The following is a 21,045-nucleotide window of genomic DNA, read 5'->3' as shown; positions in this document are numbered from 1 at the left end:
CCGATGGACCGATCCCCCGCCCACGGTCCGACCACGGCCGGGTCCCCGCCGGGCTCGCCAGCCCCAGTCGCGTGAGGAACTGCTGCAGTGTGAAGGCCGCCATGCCGAGGGTCACGGCGTTGCCGGGGACCTGGGACGGCTCGACGGTGAGGCGGGGCAGCGAGCCGGGCAGGACGTGGTGGACGAGTTCCTCGCGCACCGCGGGGAGGAGCCATTCGGCCAGGGCCTTGGAGGCCCAGCCGGTGAGGGTGACGCTGGGGACGTTGAGCATGTTGACCAGGTCGCCGAGGGCCGCGGCGAGGTAGTGCGAGGTGCGCTGGGCGAGGTCCCTCAGTGCCGGGTCGCCCGCGGCGAGGCCGTCCGCGACCGCCTCGACGAAGTCACGCTGCCGTGACTGCCGCAGGGTGGGGTGGCCCGGGTCGATCTCCGCGAGGGTCGTCCGCAGACCAGGTGCGCCGAGATACGCCTCGACGCAGCCGCGCCGACCACAACGGCACGGTCGGCCGTCCAACTGCAGCAGGGTGTGGCCCCATTCACCGGCGTTGTTGGTGCTGCCGCGGATCAGTGAACCGTCGATGGCGATGCCGGTGCCGACGCCGGTGCCGAGGTTGACGACGGCCATGGTGTCGACGACGCGCCCCGCACCGAACCACATTTCGGACAGGATCACCGCCTTCAGCGGATTGTCGACATACACGGGGACCAGGAGGCTGTGCGCCAGCATCTTCTCGATGTGTACGTCGCGCCAGTCCCAGTTCGGCGCGAAGACCGAGACGCCGGCCTCGGGATGGACATGACCCGGCATGCTGACACCGACACCGATGATGTGCTCGTGCTCGGCTTCCCCGGCCGCGACGGCCGACTCGATCGCGCGGACGACCCCGTCGACGACGTAGGCGGGGTCGTTCTCGTGCTCGTCGAGCGCGACCTCGCCGTGGCCGAGCGTGCCGAGCGCGAGGTCGTACACCGTGGCGTCGACGTAGGTCTCGGCGACGTCGACGCCCACGATGCGGCCGCGGTCGGGGTCGATGCTGAGCCGCTCCTGCGGCCGTCCCCCGGTGTTGTTCTCCACCGTGGCGATGCGCAGGACACCTTCGGACAGGAACTCGGTGACCAGTGTCGCCACGGTCGCCGGGCTGAGTCCGGTGTGCTTGGCGAGCTCCTGACGGGTGGACGGTCCGAGTTCGAACAAAGCGTGCAGAACCTCGAACCGGTTCTCGTTCCGAAGATCCCGGGCCGTGCGCCGCGCCACCATTCCCCCTCAGCCGTCTCAGCCGTCTCAGCCGCCTCAGCCGTCTGGAGACTCCAGCCGCAGTGTACGGAGCTCCGGATCGCCCGGCCCGGCGGCGCCCCGTACCAACAGGGTCAGCCCGGACCAGCCTGACGGGATCCATAGTATGTTCGAATCACCGCCGGAGAAGGTAGGCCGATCACCTACCCAGACACGACCCACGCACTCCCCGGCGGCCCATCCGGTCACGCGGATCTGCGACCCGTCCAGGCGCACCAGGAAACCGTCGTCGGACGGCGGCAGGTCGACGTCGAGCCACGCCTCCTCTCCCGGTTCCAGGGCGAGCGGCAGGTGGACCTCCTGAGCGGGGCCGGCCCCGGCGGCGAACCCGGTCAGCAGGTCGTCGTCCTGTACGGCGCACGTCCAGTCTGTGACCGGATCGAGGGCGAGCAACTCGGCATGCAGACCACCGCCACTGGGGTGGTGCGGCATCGTGACCGAGAGCTGATGGGTTCCGGCGGACAGCAGGACCCAGGGGTCCTCGGCGGTGACGGTACGCGGCTCGCCGTCGTCCACGCTCACGCGCAACGGCTCGACCACACCCCGCAGGTGCAGCGCCGACGCGGTGTCCGACCGGATGTCGCGCGTATAGGTGACGGGCAGGCCGACACGAGTGCTGCTCCAACCGCCGAGCACGCGGGTCGGCGCGGGCAGGCCCGCCCAGTGTCCGTGCACCGACCACAACGCCGACACGTCCGTCACGTCCCGGACCGCCCACAGGGTGCCGAGTCCACGCAGTGCGCCGAGGCGGAGGGCCGGCAGGCGCGCGTCGTCGAAGTTCGCGTGCCCCCAGATCTCCACGACGGCCTCGACGGCGACACGACCGGTCGCCTCACGCACGTCGATCCGCCGGCCCGCACCGAATCCGGCGATCGTCGGATGCACCCGCCCGGCCACCGACAGGTCGACGATGTCCGCCCCGCCGACGAGCAGCAGTTCGTCGACGCCCGTCAGATCCGCCGTGGTCCGGTAGGTTCCACGCCCCCGGTACACACCGAGCGACTCCAGCGTGGGAGGCAGCTCGTGCGCGCCCGCCTGCGCCTCGGGGGCGACGGCCGCTCGCCGCCGCACGTCCTCCCGTACGACGGTGGGCGGCGTCGTGCTCCTGCTCCGCAGGGGTGGTGCGTCGGTCAGATGCACCGTGCCGTCCCGGTCCGTCGCGCGGAGGCGTGCGGCGTCGGTCGGTGCCAGCGCGACGAACGTCAGCCCGTCGACGGTCGTCCGCTCGGGCGCACCGACGGCCGGCGCCGGGATCTCGACCCGGCTTCCGCCCAGGACGACGGTGACCGCCACCTCGGACGAGAACGTCAGCACGCCGTCCGCCGCCGCCACCAGATCCGCGGACGCGAGGGCGAGCGTCCCGTCGTAACCCCAGGGCCGCAGCGGTACGTCCACCAGCATCAGCGGACACGAGTCCGGGGCGACGGCGACCGGCACGCCGTTCACGACGGCCGTACCCGCGTCCTTTTCCGTACCCGCATTCTCTTCCGTATCCGCCGTACCGAGATGAGGTACGACGATGAGCTGCCCACCTCCGTCGAGGTCCAGGGCCGATGGCGACGAACTGGTCGGGAAGTCGGCGGCCACCGGCACACGCGGCACGGTCGAGGTGGCGAGCGCCAGTCTCGAACCGAGGGTGTCGATGACCCGCGCGAGCACCTGGCCCTGGGCGAACTCGGGCCGTTCGGCACCGGTCGACGAGACGTACCCGCCGAAGTCGTAGCCGTGGCTCATGAAGTTGCCAGGGGCGCCCCAGTTCCCGGTGGACGGGGTGTACCCGAAGTTCCAGCCGGACGACTGGAGATAGGGCGCGATCAGCGAGGCGCCACTCGCCAGGAGCCGCCGCAGCGTGCGGTGGCGCCGGTTCGTCTCGGTGATGAGCAGCGGCAGATCACGATCGGCCAGGAGCTCGGCGTAGCGCCGTACCTCGGGCTCGATGTCCGGGGAGTCGTCGTCCGGGTAGAAGTTGCACGCCGGTACGACGCCGGGGACGTTCCCGGTGGCTCCTTCGATGTCGCCCTGCCCGGAGCAGGCGATCAGCGGCACGGTGATGCCATGACCGATCGCCTGGTCACGCAGGGAGGTCATATATCCCACGCGGTCCACGCAGTCGAAGAAGTCCAGCTCGTTCTCCAACTGCACCATGATGACGGGGCCGCCGGCCGGATACTGGCGTTCGGCGAGCAGCGGCAGCACCTGGTCGAACCACGCGGTGACCTGGGCGAGGAAGCGCGGCTCGTTCTGACGGACCCTCAACTCCGGGTCGAGGCCCAGCCAGGCCGGCAGCGCGCCGCCGTCCCACTCGGAGCAGATGTACGGCCCTGGCCGCGCGATGACGTACAGCCCGGTCTCCTGCGCGAGATCCAGGAAGGCGGCGACGTCGCGTCCGCCCTCGAAGGACCAGCGGCCGGGTGCGGTCTCGTGGAAGTTCCAGGGCAGGTAGACGTCCACGCAGGTGTACCCGGAGGCCCGTACCTGTTCGAGCCGTGCGCGCCACTGCTCCCGCGGAAGGCGGAAGTAGAAGAGCGACGCGCACAGAATCACACACGGGCTTCCCTCGATCCGGATACCCCGGGCGTCGAGCTCAATGGCACTGCTGACAACTGCCGTCGGACGACTCACTTGACCCCCGCGCTTCCGCCGCTGATGTCCATTTCGTACAGGTACCGCTGACCGAGGTAGTAGACGGCGATCATCGGCAGCGTGAGCAGGATCGAGCCGACCATGACGAGGTTCCACGGCGGCGGCTGACCCGCCACTCCCGTGGTGGTGATGTACTGCACGCCCAACGCCAACGGCATCTTCGACTCGTCGTTGAGGTAGATCAACGGCCCCATGAAGTCACCCCAGTTGTACGTCAGGGTGAAGATGCCGATCGCGATCAGCACGGGCCACAGCATGGGGAGCATGATGCGCCGGTAGATGCCGAAGAACCCGAGCCCGTCCACCATGGCCGCCTCGTCGAGCTCGCTGGGCAGGCGGGAGACGAACTGCCGTACCAGGAAGACGTTGAAGGCGTTGGAGAAGAAGTTCGGCACGATCAGCGGCAGATAGGTGTTCACCCAGCCCAGGTCCTTGAACAGGATGAACTGCGGGATCATCGTGATCTGCGTAGGGATCATCATCGTGGCGATGACGACGAGGAACATCACGTTCTTGCCGGGGGCCCGAAGTCGCGCGAACGCGTACCCCACCAGCCCGCTCGACACCATCTGCCCGATGACCGAACCGACCGAGATGATCAGCGAGTTCACCAGGAACCGGCCCATCGGCAGATCACTGCCGAACACCCGGGTGAAGTTCTCCCAGCGGAACTCGCTCGGGAAGATCGTGAAGGCGTTGGTGCTCACCGTCTGGTCGCTCGACAGCGCGATCGACACGCCGAACACCAGCGGCGTCGAGAGGATCGCCGACACGACGATCAGGGTCGCGTAGGTGAACGGCGTCGCCCGGAACACCCGCAGTACGCGGGGCGCGTCGCTCGTGCGCTTCGCGCCGTCGTCCTGGTGCTTCTCGCCGTGCTGTTTCTGCGGCGCGCCGGCGGATACGACGGTCGCCATCACTTCACCTCGGTCTCGTAGAACACCCAGCGGCGGGTGGTGCGGAAGGCCAGCAGGGTGAACACGAGGATCACGGCGAACAGCAGCCACGAGATCGCCGACGCGTAGCCCATGTGGTAGTAGGAGAAGGCCTGGTCGAAGAGGTACGGCACCGTCGTCTGGCTCGCGTTGTAGGTACCGGGCTGCGAGGCCTTCGGGGTGAGGATGTACACCTGCGAGAAGACCTGGAACGCCGCGATCAGCCCCATCACGAGGTTGAAGAAGATGACCGGGGTCAACTGGGGCACGGTGATGCTCCAGAACTGGCGCACCGGTCCGGCGCCGTCGATCTCGGCCGCCTCGTACAGCTCCTGCGGGATGCCCCTCATGGCCGCGAGCAGCAGGACGGTCGCACTGCCGGCGCCCCACACCGACAGCAGGATCAGCGCGTACTTCACCCAGCCCGGGTCGAGCAGCCACTGCGGCCCGGAGATACCGACCCACCCGAGAACGTCGTTGAGCGGACCCGACGGGGCGAGCACCACCCGGAAGGCCATCGACGCGGCGACCAACGGGACGAGCGTCGGCAGGTAGATCAGGGTGCGGAACAACTTGCGGCCACGGACCTGCTTGTTGAGCAGGTTCGCGAGCCACAGCCCGATCAGCAGTCCGAGCGGGACGGAGATCGCCGCGTAGTGGAAGGTGTTCCCGAGGGCCTTCCAGAACACGGGGTCCTCGGTCAGCAGCTTGACGTAGTTGTCCAGACCGACCCACTTGGGCGGGGTGAAGGAGTCCCAGTCCGTCATCGAGAGGTAGATCGACGAGATCATCGGTCCGAGCAGGAACACGAGGAACCCGATCACCCAGGGCGAGACGAACGCATAGAACCAGAGCGCCTCACGGCGCCGGAGCCTCGACATGGCCATCGTCGGTCAGCCAGCGGGCTTGACGATGGACTCAAGGCTCTTCTGGAGCGCGGTAAGCGCCTTCTTGGCGCTCTTCTCCTTCCCCAGCCAGAAATCAGCGAGCTCCGTGTCGATCGCCGCCTGCATCTCGTTCCACTCGGGAATGAACGGCGCCTTGAAGAGGAAGGAGCTCGACTCGCCGAACACACCCATGTCGACAGTCGACTTCATCCACGCCGGCTTGAGGAACGCCTCGCTCTTCTGCACCTCGAGGTTGGCCGGCACGTCCTCGCCGGTGGCGATGATCTGCTGCTGCGCGGTCGGCGAGGTGAGGAAGTCGATCGCCTTGAACGCCTTGTCGGGGTTCTTCGCGGTACGGGAGATGGCGAGGCCGCTTCCGAAGGAGGACACGGCCTGCTTCTCGCCGCGCCACATCGGCGCGATGTCCCACTCGAACTTGGTGTCCGTGAGACCGGCGATGGCCCAGAACCCGGTGGCGTTGACCGCGACGGTTCCGGCCGCGAAGGCCTGGTCACCCCCCACATCTGTGCCCATGTCGGCGTACTGCGCCTTCGTCGGCACCACACCGTGCTTGAAGACCAGGTCACCCGCCCACTGCAGCGCCTCGACGACCTCGTCACTGTCCACCGCCGGCTTGCCGTTCGCGTCGATGATGGCGCCACCGTTCTGGTACGCGAAGCTCCACCACTGGGGCCACCAGCCCGCGCCCCCGTAGCCCCACGTCTTGCCCTTGCTGGTCAACTCCTTGAACGCGTCAAGGGCGTCGTCCCAAGTCCACTCAGCGGTAGGCGCCTTGATGCCCTTCTTCTCAAAAAGAGTCTTGTTGTAGTACACGATCATCGCGCCGGAACGGTCCGGTATCGCGTAGACCTTGTCCTGGTACGAGTAGAGCGACCCGATCCCCCCGAACCGCTCCGCCAGGTCAACCCCCGCGCTCTTGACGAGGTCGTCGAGCGGCCGGAGCTGGTTCTTGCTCGAGTAGACGTTGACGTTCTCCGCGACCTGCATGATGTCCGGGCCCTTACCGCCCGCGATCATCGTCTGCACCTTCTGCGGGTACGAGTCCGACGGGATCAGCTGGAGCTTCACCTTCAGGTCGGGGTACTTCTTCACCAGCAGGTTGATGCGCTTCTGGTACGTGGCCCGGTCGGTCTCCCCACCCCACACGGTCATCACGAGCGGCTCATCGCTCGAACCACTGCCGGACCCGCACGCCGTGAGCGTGATGACGCCCGCCGCGACTCCCAGCCCCAGAAAACCCCGTCGCGAAAACTGTGCTCTGTCAAGCGTCACGGCACTGCCTTTCCCTGAAGTGTGCACACGCCCTGGAGACCGCCCGACGATCGGTGCGGGCTTCGAGTGGCGGTTAAACTAACCGTTGTTTTAAGTCGGCGACAAGACCTTGTTTCACGTGGGTTTCAGTGACACGTCAGCCGCACACCACAGAGCGGGACAATGGTGCACGTGACATGCGAAAGAGCCCCAACCTTGCGATAAACGCAGGTCAGAGTTCAATTGGCAGACGAGTCGGGCTGTACGCCGGGGACAGCTGCGCGATTCGTGGAAGTCGGCCAACCGGCCTGTCGTCGGCCCGATCGGTTAGCCTGTTGCCGAACTTCCGCTGCCCCACCGGCGGGCTCCGAGCTGCTCGGGCGGATCGGCTCAGGTGCACCTTGGTGAGTCCCGGCCATGGAACCGGCGCCGGTCAAGGTGATCAAGTCGTCGACCGTCGACTCCACAGCCCGACTGCACTTCGCGCAGGAGATCGAGACCCTGAAGACGATCTGGGGAGCCCGCATCGCGCACCTCTTGGACGCGGACGCCGATACGGAGCAACCCTGGCTGGCCACCGAGTACGTGGAGGGTTCGGACCTGGGCAGGTTCGTGACGACGCACGGTCCCCTATCCTCCGTGCTCGTCCTGGCGCTCGGTGCGACACTCGCCGAGGGACTGGCGCATGTGCACCGGCAGGGGCTGCTGCACCGAGACCTCAAACCGGCAAACATCCTGCTCGGTCCGAACGGCACGAGGGCTGTCCGCCCGTCACAGCTGATGGAATTCGCTATGTATCACGCGGCCGACCTGCCCTTCAGGTGCCCACTCACCCGACATGGAAGAGGAGAAGGAGTGATCATTCCTGGGGCAAACTTGGTGGATGTCGCCTACTGTCGGATCAACCGCCCAGCCCTTGAGCTACATGGCCACCAGCAGGCGCGAACCTGACCTCGCTTTTCGGTGGCCACGTCACCCCGCACGTGCTGGGGCGGCGGTCCTTGTGGTCGATGGCGGCCGGCGAGTGGCGTTGCTGCCGCATTTCGGAGCCCAAGGCCAACTGGTGTCCAGCGGCCCTCTCTCCACGGGGCATCAGGCCGTCAGGGCCACTTCGCCGACCCTGGAACAGCGGTGCATGAGGGGACGATATTTGCGATCTACACGAAAGTGTCATACGAGGCTAGGCTGTTGACATGCCTGGTGAAGATGCGCACTTGGTGGGTGCCGAGGCGGTGGAGAGAGCCAAGACGTGGCTTGAGGCGACGATGAGAGTCTCCCAGGCGTATACGAACGTCAGCAACAGATCGTGGGCCAGGCGACTGACACTACGTTGGCCGCACGGCGACCGGCGGGAGTTCTCCTACGACCTCGGAGGGCTGTTTCGGGGCGGGGAGTGGGATGGGGAAATGTTCTGCGCCGAAGTGAAATGGCGTAAGAATGCAAGCGATCAGGGCACCGAGTACCGCGCCTATCTTGCCAAGTGTTATGTGGCCCTGGCCGAGCATCATGCACTGAGCGAGCATTTTCTGTGGATCAGTTGGGCTCCTTTCCGCGCCTCGGAGTGGGATCAGCTCGCGTCACAGGACGAGATTCGCCGAGCCGTTCTCGGGCAGAGCACACGGGTCTTGGGTACCGATGACCCTGATGAGGCCGTCGGCTTGATCAAGGGCGATGTGGTCGAGGAGTTGACACAACGGCTGTGGAAACCGCTCGTCATGTCCGAGCGGCAAGAGCAGCTGGTCCCGCTGGACGAGTGGCGCGCCGTCGTCGCTGAGCACTGCACCAAGCAGAAGGACATGTCATGGTGACGGGGGCCGCGCTCGAAATCACCCAGGCATTGGACCACCTGGACCCACGACGGGCTGTCGATCGGGTTAAAGACGTCGTACAACGACGCTTGCAGGGGGCCTACCCCAGGGCCCGGATCGTGCGAACCGATTACTTCAACCACTCATACGTTCCAGATCTTGTCATGGAGTGGGGCAGCGGTAATCAGGCAGAAGCGCGCCCCGTCTACCTGCGCGCCTCGGTCAACCCTGACATTCTTGCCGCAGGAGTTTCACTGATGTCCCCCAAGAGCCTTCCGTTGATCATTCCGTTGGAGGACTTCCCCGCTGGGGAGGAGTTGGGCCGACTCGTCCACGTGGCGGAGACCGAGGCGTTGGTGCTGGCGCCGTCGGGACTGGGTGAGTTGCCGTCACAGGCACCATGGCGTTCGACCGCAACACTGGCGTCCGACGCGTTGGTGGAGGGCGGGCATGGTGTCATGGACGGCTCTGCGGTGCGCCGGTTCCTGGCCGACGTGGACGAAGGTGTTTCCGGAGCACGTGCGGGAAACCGCATCTCGACGAGGAAAGCAGTCGACTCCGTGGAGCACAGCATCGTGCCCGCCGTCGGGCAGCGGATGACCACTTTTCTGGCCGCTCTCTGGCAGGGCGGCGGACGGAGCCTGCTGGAGTTCCCCGGCGGCGTACCTCGCAGGACGTCGCTGGATGCGGTGTCTCTGGGTCTGCTCCTGAATTCCGAAGAAATTCCCGAGGAGTCGTTCTGGCAACGTGTCTCGCCACTGACCGATCTGAGGACCTTGCTGGCGTCCGGGGTCTCCGCCTCGGCAAATCTTCAGCACTTCATGAGGAGCACTGTTCACAGGTGGACAGGGCATGTCTGCATGGTCGTGAGTGACGAGCACGCTGGAGTATCGGACCGGGCGACACATCCCTGGCAATGGTCGGTGCGCGACGGGCGGCTCGGGCTTCATGTTCCCGGCCAGGTTGCCTATGTCGGCGACAGCCGCAGGGATCTCCAGATGCCGGAGGAGTACCCGGTGCCCCTGCTCGACGAAGTCCGCGCACGGGCGAGTCGTTTCCGAACGCCGGTGACCGGGTTCCGAATGATCACAGCGAACCGGACCATCGGATACGACGGTACTGGTGAGGATGTGACACACGATCCGCAACTGCAGGGGATCAGCGACGCCCTTGGCCGCGAGGAAGGTGTGGTGGAGGCGACGGCTCTGTGCGGCGACGGCGTCAAACTGCGGTGCAGCTTCATCCACCGGACCGTGAGCCCGCCGGGTGCCCGCACCAAGGTGCCCTATGCGGAACTCGTCGGCACCGCGCTGTCCCTGCTCACCGAACTCGGTGACGAAGGTGCCCACAAGCTGGAGATTCTGCTGGGTGGAAGGTCGGGTTCCGACGAGCATTGGTCCCAGCCGGATCTGTTCGAGGAATAGCCGCTCCACCACGTGGGGCGAGTCCTGGTCAAGCCGCATTGGATCCCGACGAACCGGACGGCGGCCCGTCCTGCCGGAGAAGGTCCGTGGCGCGGTACGCGGTACCGTCCGCGTCCGGCGGCAGGAAGCGGCTGGCTCTGCCGCTCCATGTGACGACGAGTTCGTCACGAGCGCGGGTGGCCGCGACGAACACCAGTGAGCGCGCCCGCTGTTCCTCCTGGCGGTAGCGGTCCGGATTCTGCAGTCGATACTGCTCAATGCGCTGATGCGGCACTTGTCCGTCACCTACTGAGGTCAGGAAGACGCGCTGGAATTCGAGCCCCTTGAAACGGTGCATGGTGCCGATACGCACTGCGTCGGAGTCCGCGGGCACACCGCCCTTGCCCATCTCCACAACCGGAAGGGAGTACGGCTCACTGCCCAGGATGCCGGCGAACTCCGTGGCGGAGCCGCCGTCAGGGACACTGACGGCCATCGCGAAGTAAGGCGTGCCGTGGATGTCGTGACGCTCTTTGATGAGCGTCGCGACGGCACGCATCTCTGTCAGCCGGTCAGGCGCGCGCCAGAACTGAGGAGCCAGCCCGGTCAGCACGGACCGGTAACCGTTGAGGTTGTCGGTTCCGGTGTCGAGGTCGTCGAAGGGCGATCCTTCGATCAGGCGGTTGGCGCTGCCCAGGATCTGGCGGGTGGTGCGGTAGTTGAGGGTGAGACGGCGGGAGGCACGGCCGCGGATCTCGATGCCCTGGTGGCTGAGGACGACCCGGCTGCCGTAGATGCGCTGGTGGGCGTCTCCGACGAGGAAGATGTCGTTCGGCCCTTTGCGGACCATGGCGCGCAGCATGCGCCAGTGGGAGGCGGACAGATCCTGGGCCTCGTCGACAACAATGTGCTGGTAGCGGGGCCTCAGCCACATCCCACTGCCCGCTTCCCGGTGGACGAGATCGCGGCCGCCCTGCTCGTCCTTGTAGCGTGCCTGTGTCTCGACGCGGTCCATGCGCCGGCGTTCGAGGTCGGCTGCCCGGTCGGCGATGAGCGCGTAAGTCGTCTGCCGCGGCGGTGCTTCCAGGTGGGCCTTGTACGCCTGCACGAGCTGCCACACCTTGTGGCGCTGGGCCGGGCTGATGCGCGGGCGTCCCGAGCGGCTGACGCGCCGGTAGGTGTCCCAACTGCCGCATCCGCCGGCGAGGATCACGTGTTTGAACTCGGCGTCCAGGAAGTCGGCGTCGTACTCCCACAGTCCCGTCTCGGTACGCACGGTGTGCCACAGGTTCATGGCCGCGTCGTCGTCCATGGGCAGGCCCAGCGGCAGGCGGGACTCCTGGACGATCTCGCGGGCGAGTGCGTCAACCGACTTGACGTCGACGCGGCGCAGCAGTTCGTCGCCGCCCAGCTGGCGCAGCCGCTCCTTGAGGTCCAGGGCAAGATTGGTGTTGTAGCTGGTGAGCAGCACTGGGCGGGAGTGGCCGGGTGTCAGTCGGTCGACGAGGTGGCGTACCCGGTGGAGCGCGACGACCGTCTTGCCGGTGCCCGGGCCTCCGGTCACCTTCGCCGAGCTCTTGAAGTCGCCTGTGGCCAGGCGCTGTTGCTCGGGGTGGAGAAACAGCCGCCAGGCGTCGAAGCTCTTGCCCAGCGCGCCGAGGACGGCGTCGTCGTCGGTTTCCACCTGGGAGACGGCACGTTGGGCGGCTCGCGCCCAGTCATGGGGGTTGACGTTCTCATCTGGACGCCATTTGGCCGTGATGTCCCGCTGCACGTCCTCCGGGTCCACGCGGTCGCGCAGGGCGAGGAGGACGTCGCGGGTGAGTTCCGGAAGGTTGTGGGTGAGGAGTTTCTCGAACTGCTCGTCCGTGGTGACCTTGCGGAGCGCCGGCAGCAGGGATGAGACCACACCAAGGTCGACCAGGGTCCGGTCGTCGTACTGGGCGAAGAGCGGAGTCCGCAGGGTGCTGGTCGGTGCAGGGGCCGTCGCCTCGGGTGTGGGGGCGTCCGGTGCGGTCTCGGATCGGTCGGCCAGGGCCACGACGTTGGCGCTGACCTCGCTCTGGTCGACGACTTCGACGGCACCCGAGACCGGGTTGATCTCCACGGTGAGCCGTGTGAGTTCCTCGCGGGCCCGGGCCCCGTCGCGCACTGCGAGGACGCGCATCTCGTCCCCGTCGTCCGTGGACAGGAGCAGAAGCGTGCAGCGGGTGCCGGCGTGCGCGAGATACAGGTCGCCGTTGTCTCCCGCGGCCCGCAGGAACGACAGGCGCAGGGCCCGGTTGGCCCGGTCGGCGCGCAGCCGGTGGACGAACTCGCCGACGGCGTCGTCCACGGCCCCGCCCCTGCGGTGCATGTCCTCGTGGGCCTGTCGGCCCACCTGCACCCGAGTCCTGCCCCGGCCCAGCGGACGACCTGCCCCATGACTCATCCCGCGACCCCCTCCTCGCCCAGCAGACGGGCGAGTTCTTCAACGTCCCAGCCGTCCGGCGCACGTACGTGCCAGCCCGCCGCCATGCACTGCGCCATGTACTCCGTGTCCTCGGCGTCCTCTGCCAGGACAACGCCGATCTTATGGCCCGGCCAGGCGAGTTCGACGGTGCGTGACACGCCGTCGACGTCCCAACTCGGCCTACCCGCCGGCACGTCTCCACGTGCTGCCAGGCGCTCGGCGAACGCGGCGACCTCCGGATCACCCCACTCGGTCAGTTCCCCCAGGGCCAGTTGCCATGCGGTGCGCTCCAGCGGGGTCATGTCCGCGGCGAGTTCGGGGGCCGTCGGAACCGCGTCCTGTTCCTTTGCTCCCTCCGGGTCCGCAGGTCCGTCGGCCGCCTGCTCCTCTTGGTCCTCGGGCCGGTCCAGTCCCGTACCCGGTGCTTCGTCGCGCAGTGCGGGCAACAGGCCGCCGACCGGGCCCGCCGTGGCGGCGAGCAGCGAGGCGTCGAAGGTGTCGAGCGTGGTGAGGGCGAGCGCGAGTCCGTCGGCCTGTCCGGCGCCGGTGGGGTCGAGGAACTGGATGATGTTCCCCCAGCACAGCCAGGCCTTCCAGCGACGCCGGTGCTCCGCGCGGTCTCCTTCGACGGCTTCGGGCCGGTCGTCGAGGACGGCGAGCGCGCTCCACCGCAGGCCCTTGCCGTCGGGGCGCCGGGCCCCGGCGATGACGAGCGGCATCCCCGAACCGTCCTGGAAGCGGAGCAGCTTGAGCCCCTGCCCGGTGACATCCGGAGTGGAGTCGCCGCGGACGGCGGCCTCGACCCATCCCACGGCACCGGCCGGATCCGCGTCGACGAGGCCCCGCTTGCGGAGGGCAGCGGGAGCGCTGACGGCGAGCTGGGCGAGCTGCTGCCACTTGCCCAGCCGCGGGTCACGCAGGAAGCCCAGGAATGAGGGGATCGCCCCGCCGTACAGGAGCGTGTCCACTTCACCGGGGTCGCGCCGCGCCTTGCGCCACTGTTCGCGCACCAACGCGCCGGGGCCCGAAGGGGTCGTGACGTCGTACGGCGGCCAGGCCGCGTCGGCGTCGGATCCGGCGATGACGGCGTCGAGCGGGTCGGGAGCCGCGTCGGGGTCCGGCGCCGGAGCGTCCTTCAGGGCGCGGTCCCAGGCGGCGACGTCGTCCCAGGTGATCTGCCAGACAAGTATCCCGTCAGCGCGCAGCCCCGCCCGTTTGGCCGCGTCGGCGGCGATCCGGTTGGTACGGGACGAGGCGTGCCAGCGGTAGCCGTCGAGGTAGACGGCGATCGGCAGCGGCGGTGCCCCGTCGCTGGTCGTCTCTCCGGCGATGGGACGGAACAGCAGGTCCGGGCGGGTGCGGTAGCCGTGCAGGTCCTTCTGGGCGACGACCTCCCAGCGGACCTGTCCGCCATCCGGCCGGGCGAGGGTGAACTGCTTGCCGTTCCTGCCCGTGGGGGTGGAGGCGTGATCCGCCGGAGCCTCGTTCCCGGGGGCCTCGAGCCAGCGGTCGAGGCATTCGATGAAGCGGCGCTCCAGATCGCTCTCCGCCTGGTCGGCGAAGCGCAGTTCGGCCTCGGCGGACTCCTTGCGCACGTCCCAACCGCTTTCGCCGTCGGCGCCCAGCAGGCTGTCCAGCATCCACAGGGCTTCCTGCCGGTCGACGTCCTCGTACTCGCGCTCGGGGGCGTAGCCGAGCAGGCAACGGTGGCAGGCACGGCGGCGCGGGGTGTCCTTGCAGGGGCACTCCCGCAACCGGCTCTGGGCCTCGGCGAGCACGGCGCGGAACTCCTCGCCGTCGCGGTCCACCAGGCGCTGCAGATAGCCGGTCCCGCCGGGAAGGGCGTCGTAGAGCACCAGGTAGTTGCGGGTGAGGTCGGTCTCGCGGTCGGGTTCCGTGGCGGGTGTGGAGCGGATGTGGGCCGGGTCGCCGCCGTAGCGGATGGCGAGGCCGAGGTGGAGGGCCGCCGAGAAGGAGGCGAGGCGTTCCGGCACGTTCAGTGTGGCGGCGGGCAGCAGGATGCGCAGGGCCTCCGTGCGGTGTTCGGTGGCGGTGATCACCGGCACGTCCTGGGGGCGTGCCTGCTTGTCCCGGCGCCGGACAGCGCACCAGGGCCGGTGGTGGGCGATCTCGGCCCGGCCGAGCAGGGACTGGCCGGCCGAGTCCTGGGTGGGGCCGTGGCCGGGCTCCTTGTCGGTGGCGCCGCCGCACTTCGGGCACACGCTGAAGCCAGTGACGGCCACGTTCGCGCCGGCGAAGAAGGTGTCGTTGCGCCGGCCGTGCCGGGACCTGCCGAGGTTGAAGCGGCGGATGACGGCCTCGCGGACGTGGTCCACGCCGAAGGTGGTCTTCTGATGCCGCCAGGTCTGCTTGATGTCGGCCGGAGCGACGTCGACGGCGGTGACGGTGGTGTAGGGGGTCCTGGTGCGGCTGTCGTGGTCGTCGATGATCCGCGCGTCGTCCCGTTTGTCGTGGGCGGTGACCTTGCGGGGCACCACCACCCGGTACAGGGCCGTGCGCCCGCCGATGCCGCGGCCGCCGCAGCGTGGGCAGGGCGAGGTGTCGTGCTCGGCACGGTCACCGGTGCGGACGTGTCCGCACTCCTGGCACACACGCCAGGTCAGCAGTCCGACAGGGGTGCCGTCCGGGTCGTCCTGCCTGCTGGGGCCGAGGTCGAAGCCGTCGACGACGTGCCGGTAGCCCCGTACGTAATAGGCGTTGCCCGGGGCGAGTTCGGTGAGGGCCGCTTCGGCGGGGCGGTCGTAGACACGCGGGTCGCTGCTCCAGCGCGACTTGGGGGTTCCTTGCTCGCCCTCCCCGCCGCGCGGCTTCTTCGCGGGCTCCTTGTAGCTGAGCATGGCCTCCAGGCGTACGCCGTCCTCGACGAGGCTGTAGTTCGGCAGCAGGCCGTGTTCGACGAGGAAGCCCTGGGCTCCGGACTGGCCGAGCTGGCGCAGTCGCTTCACGACACCGGCCGCTTCCCGGCCCAGGATGCGTTTCTCCCGTGCTTCGTCCTCCACGGCTTCCTGGAGGGACTTGGCCGCTTCGTCGATCGCGAGGCGGCGCTGGGCGAGTTCGGCGCGCTCGGCCTCCCACGCCGCTTCGGCGTCGTCCAATGCCTTCGCCAGTTTCTTCTCCGCATAGCGCCGGAGGGTCTTGCGGGCGTCGCGGGAGGTCCCCGAGCCGGGAACACCGTCGATCTCGGGGAACAGGCGCAGGAACTCCTCCGCGAGGTCCACACGGCCCACCGCGGCCTTGCGGAACAGCGACAGCCAGCCGGTACGGCCGAGGAGTTGGGTCACCCGGTCCGGCAGCGGCGGCACGCCTTCCAGGGCGCCTCGGGCGGCACGGTCGATCAGGTACGCCGTGTACTGGCGGCACAGCAGCTCACCCGCGGACAGGAAGCAGCCGGGCGGCTGGATGGGGCCGGCGATGAGGTACCGCGGCTCGGCGAGGTGGTACAGCGCCCGGGGGTTGGTGTCGGCCAACGACACCATGAACGCGTTGCCGGTGGAGCGGCCCGCGCGGCCGACCCGCTGGACGTATCCGGCCGTTGACGGCGGTAGGGAGGCGAGGATGACCGCCTCCAACTGGCCGATGTCGATGCCGAGTTCGAGGGTGGGCGTGCAGGACAGGACGTTGGGGTCGGTGTGCTTGACGCCGCGCCGGAAACCTTTCTCCACCTCCTCGCGTTCCCTGCGCTTGAGGACGCCGGTGTGCTCGGCGGCGACCACGCTGTACGGCTCGGCCTCCCGGTACAGGCGCCGGTAGTAGTCGAAGCGGTGGTCGCGGGCCGCCCTGCCGCCTGCCTCGAGGGAGGGCCGGGTGAGACTGCCGTCGCAGCGCTTGAGGGGGCAGCGCATGCCCTGCCACACCGGTGCGCGTTCCGGCGGCACGGTCTGCGTCCAGCCGCACTCGGGGCAGGTGAGGGCGGCGAGGCGGGTCTGTTCGTCGGTCAGGGGCCGTACGCGCACGTGCCCGGGGCTCAGTCCGTACACCCCGTGTCCGCGCTGCTTGTCGGCCGGGTTGGTTCGGCGGCGGGCCAGCGCACCGATGTCGTCGCCGGCCAGCCGGTCGAAGAGGTCGGCCAGATAGGCCCCCGCCGTGTCGCGGTCCAGGCCGAGGCAGCGCTGGGTGAAGTCGACGTACCAGCTCTCCCGGGTGCCCACGCGTTCGAAGGCGGTACGTCCGCTGCCTGCGCCGACCAGGACGAAGGCAGGGGCTTCGGAGTTGTAGCCGAAGGCCTGCATGCCTTCGGGGCGTCCTGTGGTGACCCAGTGCCGGTTGCGGCCCTCCTCGTCGATGAAGGGGTCGAGCCAGGTGTGGTGGATGCCGCCGATCTGCCGGATGTGTTCCAGGAGCCCGCGGACGTAGCCCTCGAAGTAGCGCAGCCGTTCCGGGTCTTCGGCGGGGAGCTTCGGCGGCCTCGGTGTCCCGGCCGCGGGCGTGACCCCGTCCTCGGCTTCCTTGGCGTCTGGTTCGACCGCCAGTGGGATGAGCCCCTCCTCGTGGACGCGGAACAGGGCTTCGGCCGCCTCGGCCGCCTTCCGCGGGTCGGGCAGGTGCACTTCGGCGGCTACCGTGCGGGTGAGTTCCAGGGTGCGGCCCAGGCGGGAGTGGAGACCGAACTCCAGGAGGGTGTTGAAGGCGAGGCGTTCGCCCACCAGCTCCCACGTGGACTCGGGGATGCGTTTGCGTCCGGCGAGCAGCCGCTTGACCCGGTCCACGTCATGCAGGTCGGGCGGGACGACGGAGGCGAGCAGCCGCTGCTCCTGGTCGGCGGCTCGGGTGACCAGGGAGGAGATCAGCTCGTTGAGGGGAACGCCGTCGGCGGCGAAGCCGGGGTTGGTGCGGACGCCTTTGTCCAGTTGCTCGTGGACGAGCGAGCGGAGGGAGAACTTCCAGGCACGGCTGGCGACGAACCCCGCGCGATGTGCCGCGTCCTGCACCGAGTCGTTGAAGATCAGTGTCCTGCGGCGGTCCCGCTCCTCCTCGTCCTTGGACGGCAGCTCGCCGCCCGTGAACAGCTGGGTGACGACGACCGAGGCGAGCGGGGCGACACCGGCACCGAGGAAGCGGATGCCCTGCGCCTGCCCGCAGGCCGGGCAGCGGTCCTGCTGCGCGTACTCGCTGCGCTCCTGGTTGTCGAACCAGGTCCACACGTAGACGCCGTTCTCAGGGGCGAGAGCTATGGCATCCGCGTCGAGCAGGACCTCATCGGGGTCCAGCCTGCGCAGCGCCTTGCCGTTGTCCTCCAGGACCATCAGGGTCGCGTCATGTGCGGCGCCCCGGCGGCCACGCCGGGCGCGGCGGGCGAGTATGGCACGGGCCTGCTCGGCCGCTTCCGCCGGAGTGGCCGCGATCATCGCGCGCACACGCCCCTTGGCGGCGCCGCGCGCCACGCTGGCCCGGTAGATCTCGTCCGGCGCGTGCACGAGGTTCTGCGGGTTGCGGTCCGGGGTGATCGCGGCCCAGCCGGAGCGGCCGCAGTGCCGGCAGTAGGCGGCGGGCAGCCGGCCGGAGCGCCGCACCCGCTGCCGCCGCTCCCACTGTCGTCGCTCCGCCTGCGCGACCACGGCCAGGGCCTGCCGCTCGGCGTCCGCGCTGTCCTGTGCGGCGAGGGCGGCCTGGTCCTTGTCCGACCAGGAGAAGACGGGCTCGGGCGCGACGAACCGCAGCACCCGGGACAGTGCGCGCAGCCACAGATGCGTCTCCACGAGCAGCAGCGGCCGCTCCTTCTCGGCGGGCGCCTTCGGATCGCGCGCCACGGAGATCAGTGCCACGAAGCGAGCCAGGGCGGCGGCTGCCTTCTCGGGATCCTGTGCCGCCACCGCTCGCCAGGCCGAGGTGTCGGGGAACGCCTCCAGCGCCTCGACGGCCGTCAGCGGAGCGTCCTTCGACCGCAACAGCGCGTGCGTGAGCGGGTGGGCCAGCAACCGCCGCCCCAGCTCGCGCGGGTCGGCCGTGTCGCACCCGACGGTCGCCCGGGCGACGGCGTCCATACCGTCGGGCGTCCGCACGGGATCGGGAAGCTCGGCCAGTTCGTGGGGCGACGGCAGGGGCAGTGAGTGATCGACGGCGGAGAGGAAGTCGTCGATGTCCCTGCGGTCCTCACCGATCACCGCGTCGTCCGGAAAGCGCACGCCGAACACCTGGGAGGCCACGTCCAGCATGGCCCGCGGCCCGCCGGCGGCACTGTCGCCCGACCCGAGCGTCGCCGACGTCGCGACGGGGCACACGGACCCGAGCGGCCGTCCCTCCTCGGCGGCTCCGACGACGGCGGCGAGCCGGCGCAGCAGCATCGCCACGTCGGTGCCCTGCGCCCCGTCGTAGGTGTGGAACTCGTCGATCACGACATACGCGAGGTCGGCGTCCCGCCACAGGGACGCGTCCTGCTGCCGCTGGAGCAGCAGGTCCAGCATCTTGTAGTTGGTGATCAGGATGTCCGGCGGGTTGCGACGGATCTCCGCACGGTCCACCATCACCCGCCCGTACGACGCCCCCGCACCCCGCGCGGCCGAGGCCTCGCCGATGTAGAGCCCGGCGGTGACCTCCGCGAGCCGGTCGTCGTCCAGCTGGTCACCGAGCCGGTCGGCCTGGTCACCGGCCAGCGCGTTCATCGGATACAGCAGGATCGCCTTGATCCCGTACCGGCCGGCTTCCTTGGCCCTCCGGCAGTGATCGAGTACGGGGATGAGGAAGGACTCCGTCTTTCCGGAACCGGTGCCGGTGGTGACCAGCGTCGGCTCGGGCTGATGCCCGTCCTTGCCGGTCAGCCGGGCGAAGGCCTCGGCCTGGTGCGCGTACGGCTGGAACTCCGTCGGGTACCAGTCCAGATGGCGCTGCCAGCCGTCCTCCGCCGGCCGGAACGGACGCCGGATCCGCAGATAGGGCCCGCGGAAGAGCCCGTCGGCCGGGTCGGTGAGGAACTCCTGGAGGGCGTCCTGGGTGTCGGGCTCGGCCAGCGCGAAGGTGGTGGTCAGGTACTCGACCGTCGTCTCGCGCAGCGTCTGCGCGGCGAGTGTGGGTCTCATGACGCGCTGTGGCCCCCGTCTCCCGATGTCGTCCCGTCGATCGGAATCGATCAGGTTCCACTCTACGGAGAGGGTCCGACAGTGCCGCGCACTCCCGCCGGAATCAGATGAGGTGCGGCGGTGGCACGATCAGCACCACTGCGATGAACCGGGCATGCGGAATGGTCTGGGTCTCGAACCAGCCGCCGCACGGCAGCACATGCCGGCGCGCGCTTCTTCCTGCCGGTTCGCCGAGGTCGTTCGGATCGACCCCGAGGTTGGCCAGCTCGGTGATCTTCCCGGCCATTTCCCTGACCTCGTCTTGGACGATCTTGGGAAAGGACAGTTGATCCTCGGCGGCGAAAGCGTGGTCCCACGTCCACTCGTCGCTCACCGCGCGGTGTCCGCGGGGAGGACTCCCGCAGCGACGGCGGCGGTCCGGCGGATGGCGGAGATCTGCCGAACGATGTCACGCGCCTCCGCGACATCGGTGACGACGTCCGCCTTGTGTTCCAGCGTGCGCAGGCGGGCCGCGGCGTCCGGGTTCCGTTCTATGGCGACCTCCACCGCCCACGTCTCGGTGAAGATCCGGAGCGGGGTGGGGTCGGTCGCCTCGCGGGCCTGTCCCGTGGCTTTGGCACGCGCTTCGTCGAAGTCGGCGAGCCGGTGCGGAGCGATCTCGGTGAGGACGGCCCGCAGGGCCTCCGGAGTGGCGGGAATCTTGCGGACTGCGGTCATCGGCTGCGGCTGCTCCTCAGGGTGTCGTGCTTCTTTACGACGGTACCGGTGCCGAAGATCCACTGCGAGCTGTTCTTGATCGCGGCGAGGAAGGACCCGGTCACGAGCCGAGCCCCTTCAGGCGAGTGCCGCGCTCGGCGGACCAGGGGACGGACGGACCGGGGAACCTGTACTCCGCCCAGACCGTCTTGCCCGGTCCGTCCGGGCGCGGGTGCCAGTCCCAGCGGGCAGCCAGGCCCGCTACGAGGACCAGCCCGCGGCCCGTCTCCTCGGCACCGGCGGATTCCGGGACGGCGGGGCGCCTGGGGAGGCGTTCCAAGCGGGGGTCCGTGACCTCGACACGCACGGTTCCGCTGTCCGGCGCGGTGCGGACGCGGAGGTGGAAGTCCCGGCCCGGTACGTGTCCGTGGCGTACGGCGTTCGCGGTCAGCTCGGCGACGATCAGGACGATGTCGTCGTGGGGTTCGGTGCCGTACGGGATTCCCCACGCGTCGAGGCGGACGGCGACCAGGCGGCGGGCGAGGCGGGCGCCGCGGGGTGTGGAGGTGAAGCGCATCTCGAACGTGTCGGCCGCGGGGTGCTGCGTGGTCGTCAGGTGGGGGG

The 21,045-nt window shown here is 69.0% G+C and carries 13 protein-coding genes; 3 read left to right on the top strand and 10 right to left on the bottom strand.

All coding sequences use genetic code 11. The features are described 5' to 3' along the window. The 5 genes from FNH08_RS19000 to FNH08_RS18980 all read right to left on the bottom strand — a co-directional run. Positions 1-1,192, bottom strand: a 1,192-nt coding sequence (locus tag FNH08_RS19000; RefSeq protein ID WP_265579779.1) for an ROK family transcriptional regulator, incomplete at its 3' end; no start/stop codon positions are given. Positions 1,193-1,288: 96 nt separating this feature from the next. Next, a complete protein-coding gene (locus FNH08_RS18995; RefSeq protein WP_322724816.1) occupies positions 1,289-3,913 on the bottom strand; it encodes a beta-galactosidase in 2,625 nt (874 codons plus the stop codon). After that, positions 3,910-4,851, bottom strand: coding sequence for a carbohydrate ABC transporter permease (locus FNH08_RS18990; RefSeq protein WP_152772684.1), 942 nt, complete (start codon positions 4,849-4,851; stop codon positions 3,910-3,912). Before FNH08_RS18990 ends, FNH08_RS18995 begins: the two co-directional genes overlap by 4 nt. Next, positions 4,851-5,750 carry a carbohydrate ABC transporter permease gene (locus FNH08_RS18985; protein WP_228034219.1) on the bottom strand — a complete coding sequence of 300 codons (900 nt, stop codon included), beginning with the start codon at positions 5,748-5,750 and terminating at the stop codon, positions 4,851-4,853. The genes FNH08_RS18990 and FNH08_RS18985 overlap by 1 nt, the downstream gene beginning before the upstream one ends. Before the next feature lie 12 nt (positions 5,751-5,762). Further along, complete coding sequence (locus FNH08_RS18980) at positions 5,763-6,929, bottom strand: ABC transporter substrate-binding protein (RefSeq protein WP_228034218.1); 1,167 nt, start codon at positions 6,927-6,929, stop codon at positions 5,763-5,765. Positions 6,930-7,445: 516 nt separating this feature from the next. Here FNH08_RS18980 and FNH08_RS18975 point away from each other — a divergent pair. The 3 genes from FNH08_RS18975 (at position 7,446) to FNH08_RS18965 (ending at position 10,260) form a co-directional block, all read left to right on the top strand. Beyond that, positions 7,446-7,979: a protein kinase domain-containing protein gene (locus FNH08_RS18975; RefSeq protein ID WP_152772682.1), complete on the top strand. Its 534-nt coding sequence runs from the start codon at positions 7,446-7,448 to the stop codon at positions 7,977-7,979. A gap of 242 nt (positions 7,980-8,221) precedes the next feature. Next, positions 8,222-8,836 carry a hypothetical protein gene (locus tag FNH08_RS18970; RefSeq protein ID WP_152772681.1) on the top strand — a complete coding sequence of 205 codons (615 nt, stop codon included), beginning with the start codon at positions 8,222-8,224 and terminating at the stop codon, positions 8,834-8,836. Further along, positions 8,830-10,260, top strand: a complete 1,431-nt coding sequence (locus tag FNH08_RS18965; protein WP_152772680.1) for a hypothetical protein — start codon at positions 8,830-8,832, stop codon at positions 10,258-10,260. The genes FNH08_RS18970 and FNH08_RS18965 overlap by 7 nt, the downstream gene beginning before the upstream one ends. A 28-nt stretch (positions 10,261-10,288) precedes the next feature. On the opposite strand, the gene FNH08_RS18960 is transcribed toward FNH08_RS18965, so the two are convergent. The 5 genes from FNH08_RS18960 to FNH08_RS18940 all read right to left on the bottom strand — a co-directional run bounded on the left by FNH08_RS18960 (position 10,289) and on the right by FNH08_RS18940 (position 21,037). Then, positions 10,289-12,670, bottom strand: a complete 2,382-nt coding sequence (locus FNH08_RS18960; RefSeq protein WP_152772679.1) for a UvrD-helicase domain-containing protein — start codon at positions 12,668-12,670, stop codon at positions 10,289-10,291. Then, positions 12,667-19,725 carry a DEAD/DEAH box helicase gene (locus FNH08_RS18955; protein WP_152772678.1) on the bottom strand — a complete coding sequence of 2,353 codons (7,059 nt, stop codon included), beginning with the start codon at positions 19,723-19,725 and terminating at the stop codon, positions 12,667-12,669. The genes FNH08_RS18960 and FNH08_RS18955 overlap by 4 nt, the downstream gene beginning before the upstream one ends. Before the next feature lie 103 nt (positions 19,726-19,828). Further along, the gene (locus FNH08_RS18950; RefSeq protein WP_152772677.1) at positions 19,829-20,098 is read right to left on the bottom strand and encodes a hypothetical protein; all 270 of its coding nucleotides are present in this window, start codon (positions 20,096-20,098) and stop codon (positions 19,829-19,831) included. Next, positions 20,095-20,442, bottom strand: coding sequence for a hypothetical protein (locus FNH08_RS18945; RefSeq protein WP_152772676.1), 348 nt, complete (start codon positions 20,440-20,442; stop codon positions 20,095-20,097). The genes FNH08_RS18950 and FNH08_RS18945 overlap by 4 nt, the downstream gene beginning before the upstream one ends. Positions 20,443-20,542: 100 nt before the next feature. Further along, positions 20,543-21,037, bottom strand: a complete 495-nt coding sequence (locus tag FNH08_RS18940; RefSeq protein ID WP_228034220.1) for an ATP-binding protein — start codon at positions 21,035-21,037, stop codon at positions 20,543-20,545. Between the last annotated feature and the right edge of the window lie 8 nt (positions 21,038-21,045).

This window comes from Streptomyces spongiae (assembly GCF_009377185.1).
GTDB lineage: Bacteria > Actinomycetota > Actinomycetes > Streptomycetales > Streptomycetaceae > Streptomyces > Streptomyces spongiae.
The sequence above is the reverse complement of the archived record's forward strand: the minus strand, read 5'-3'. Positions and strand labels throughout refer to the sequence as shown.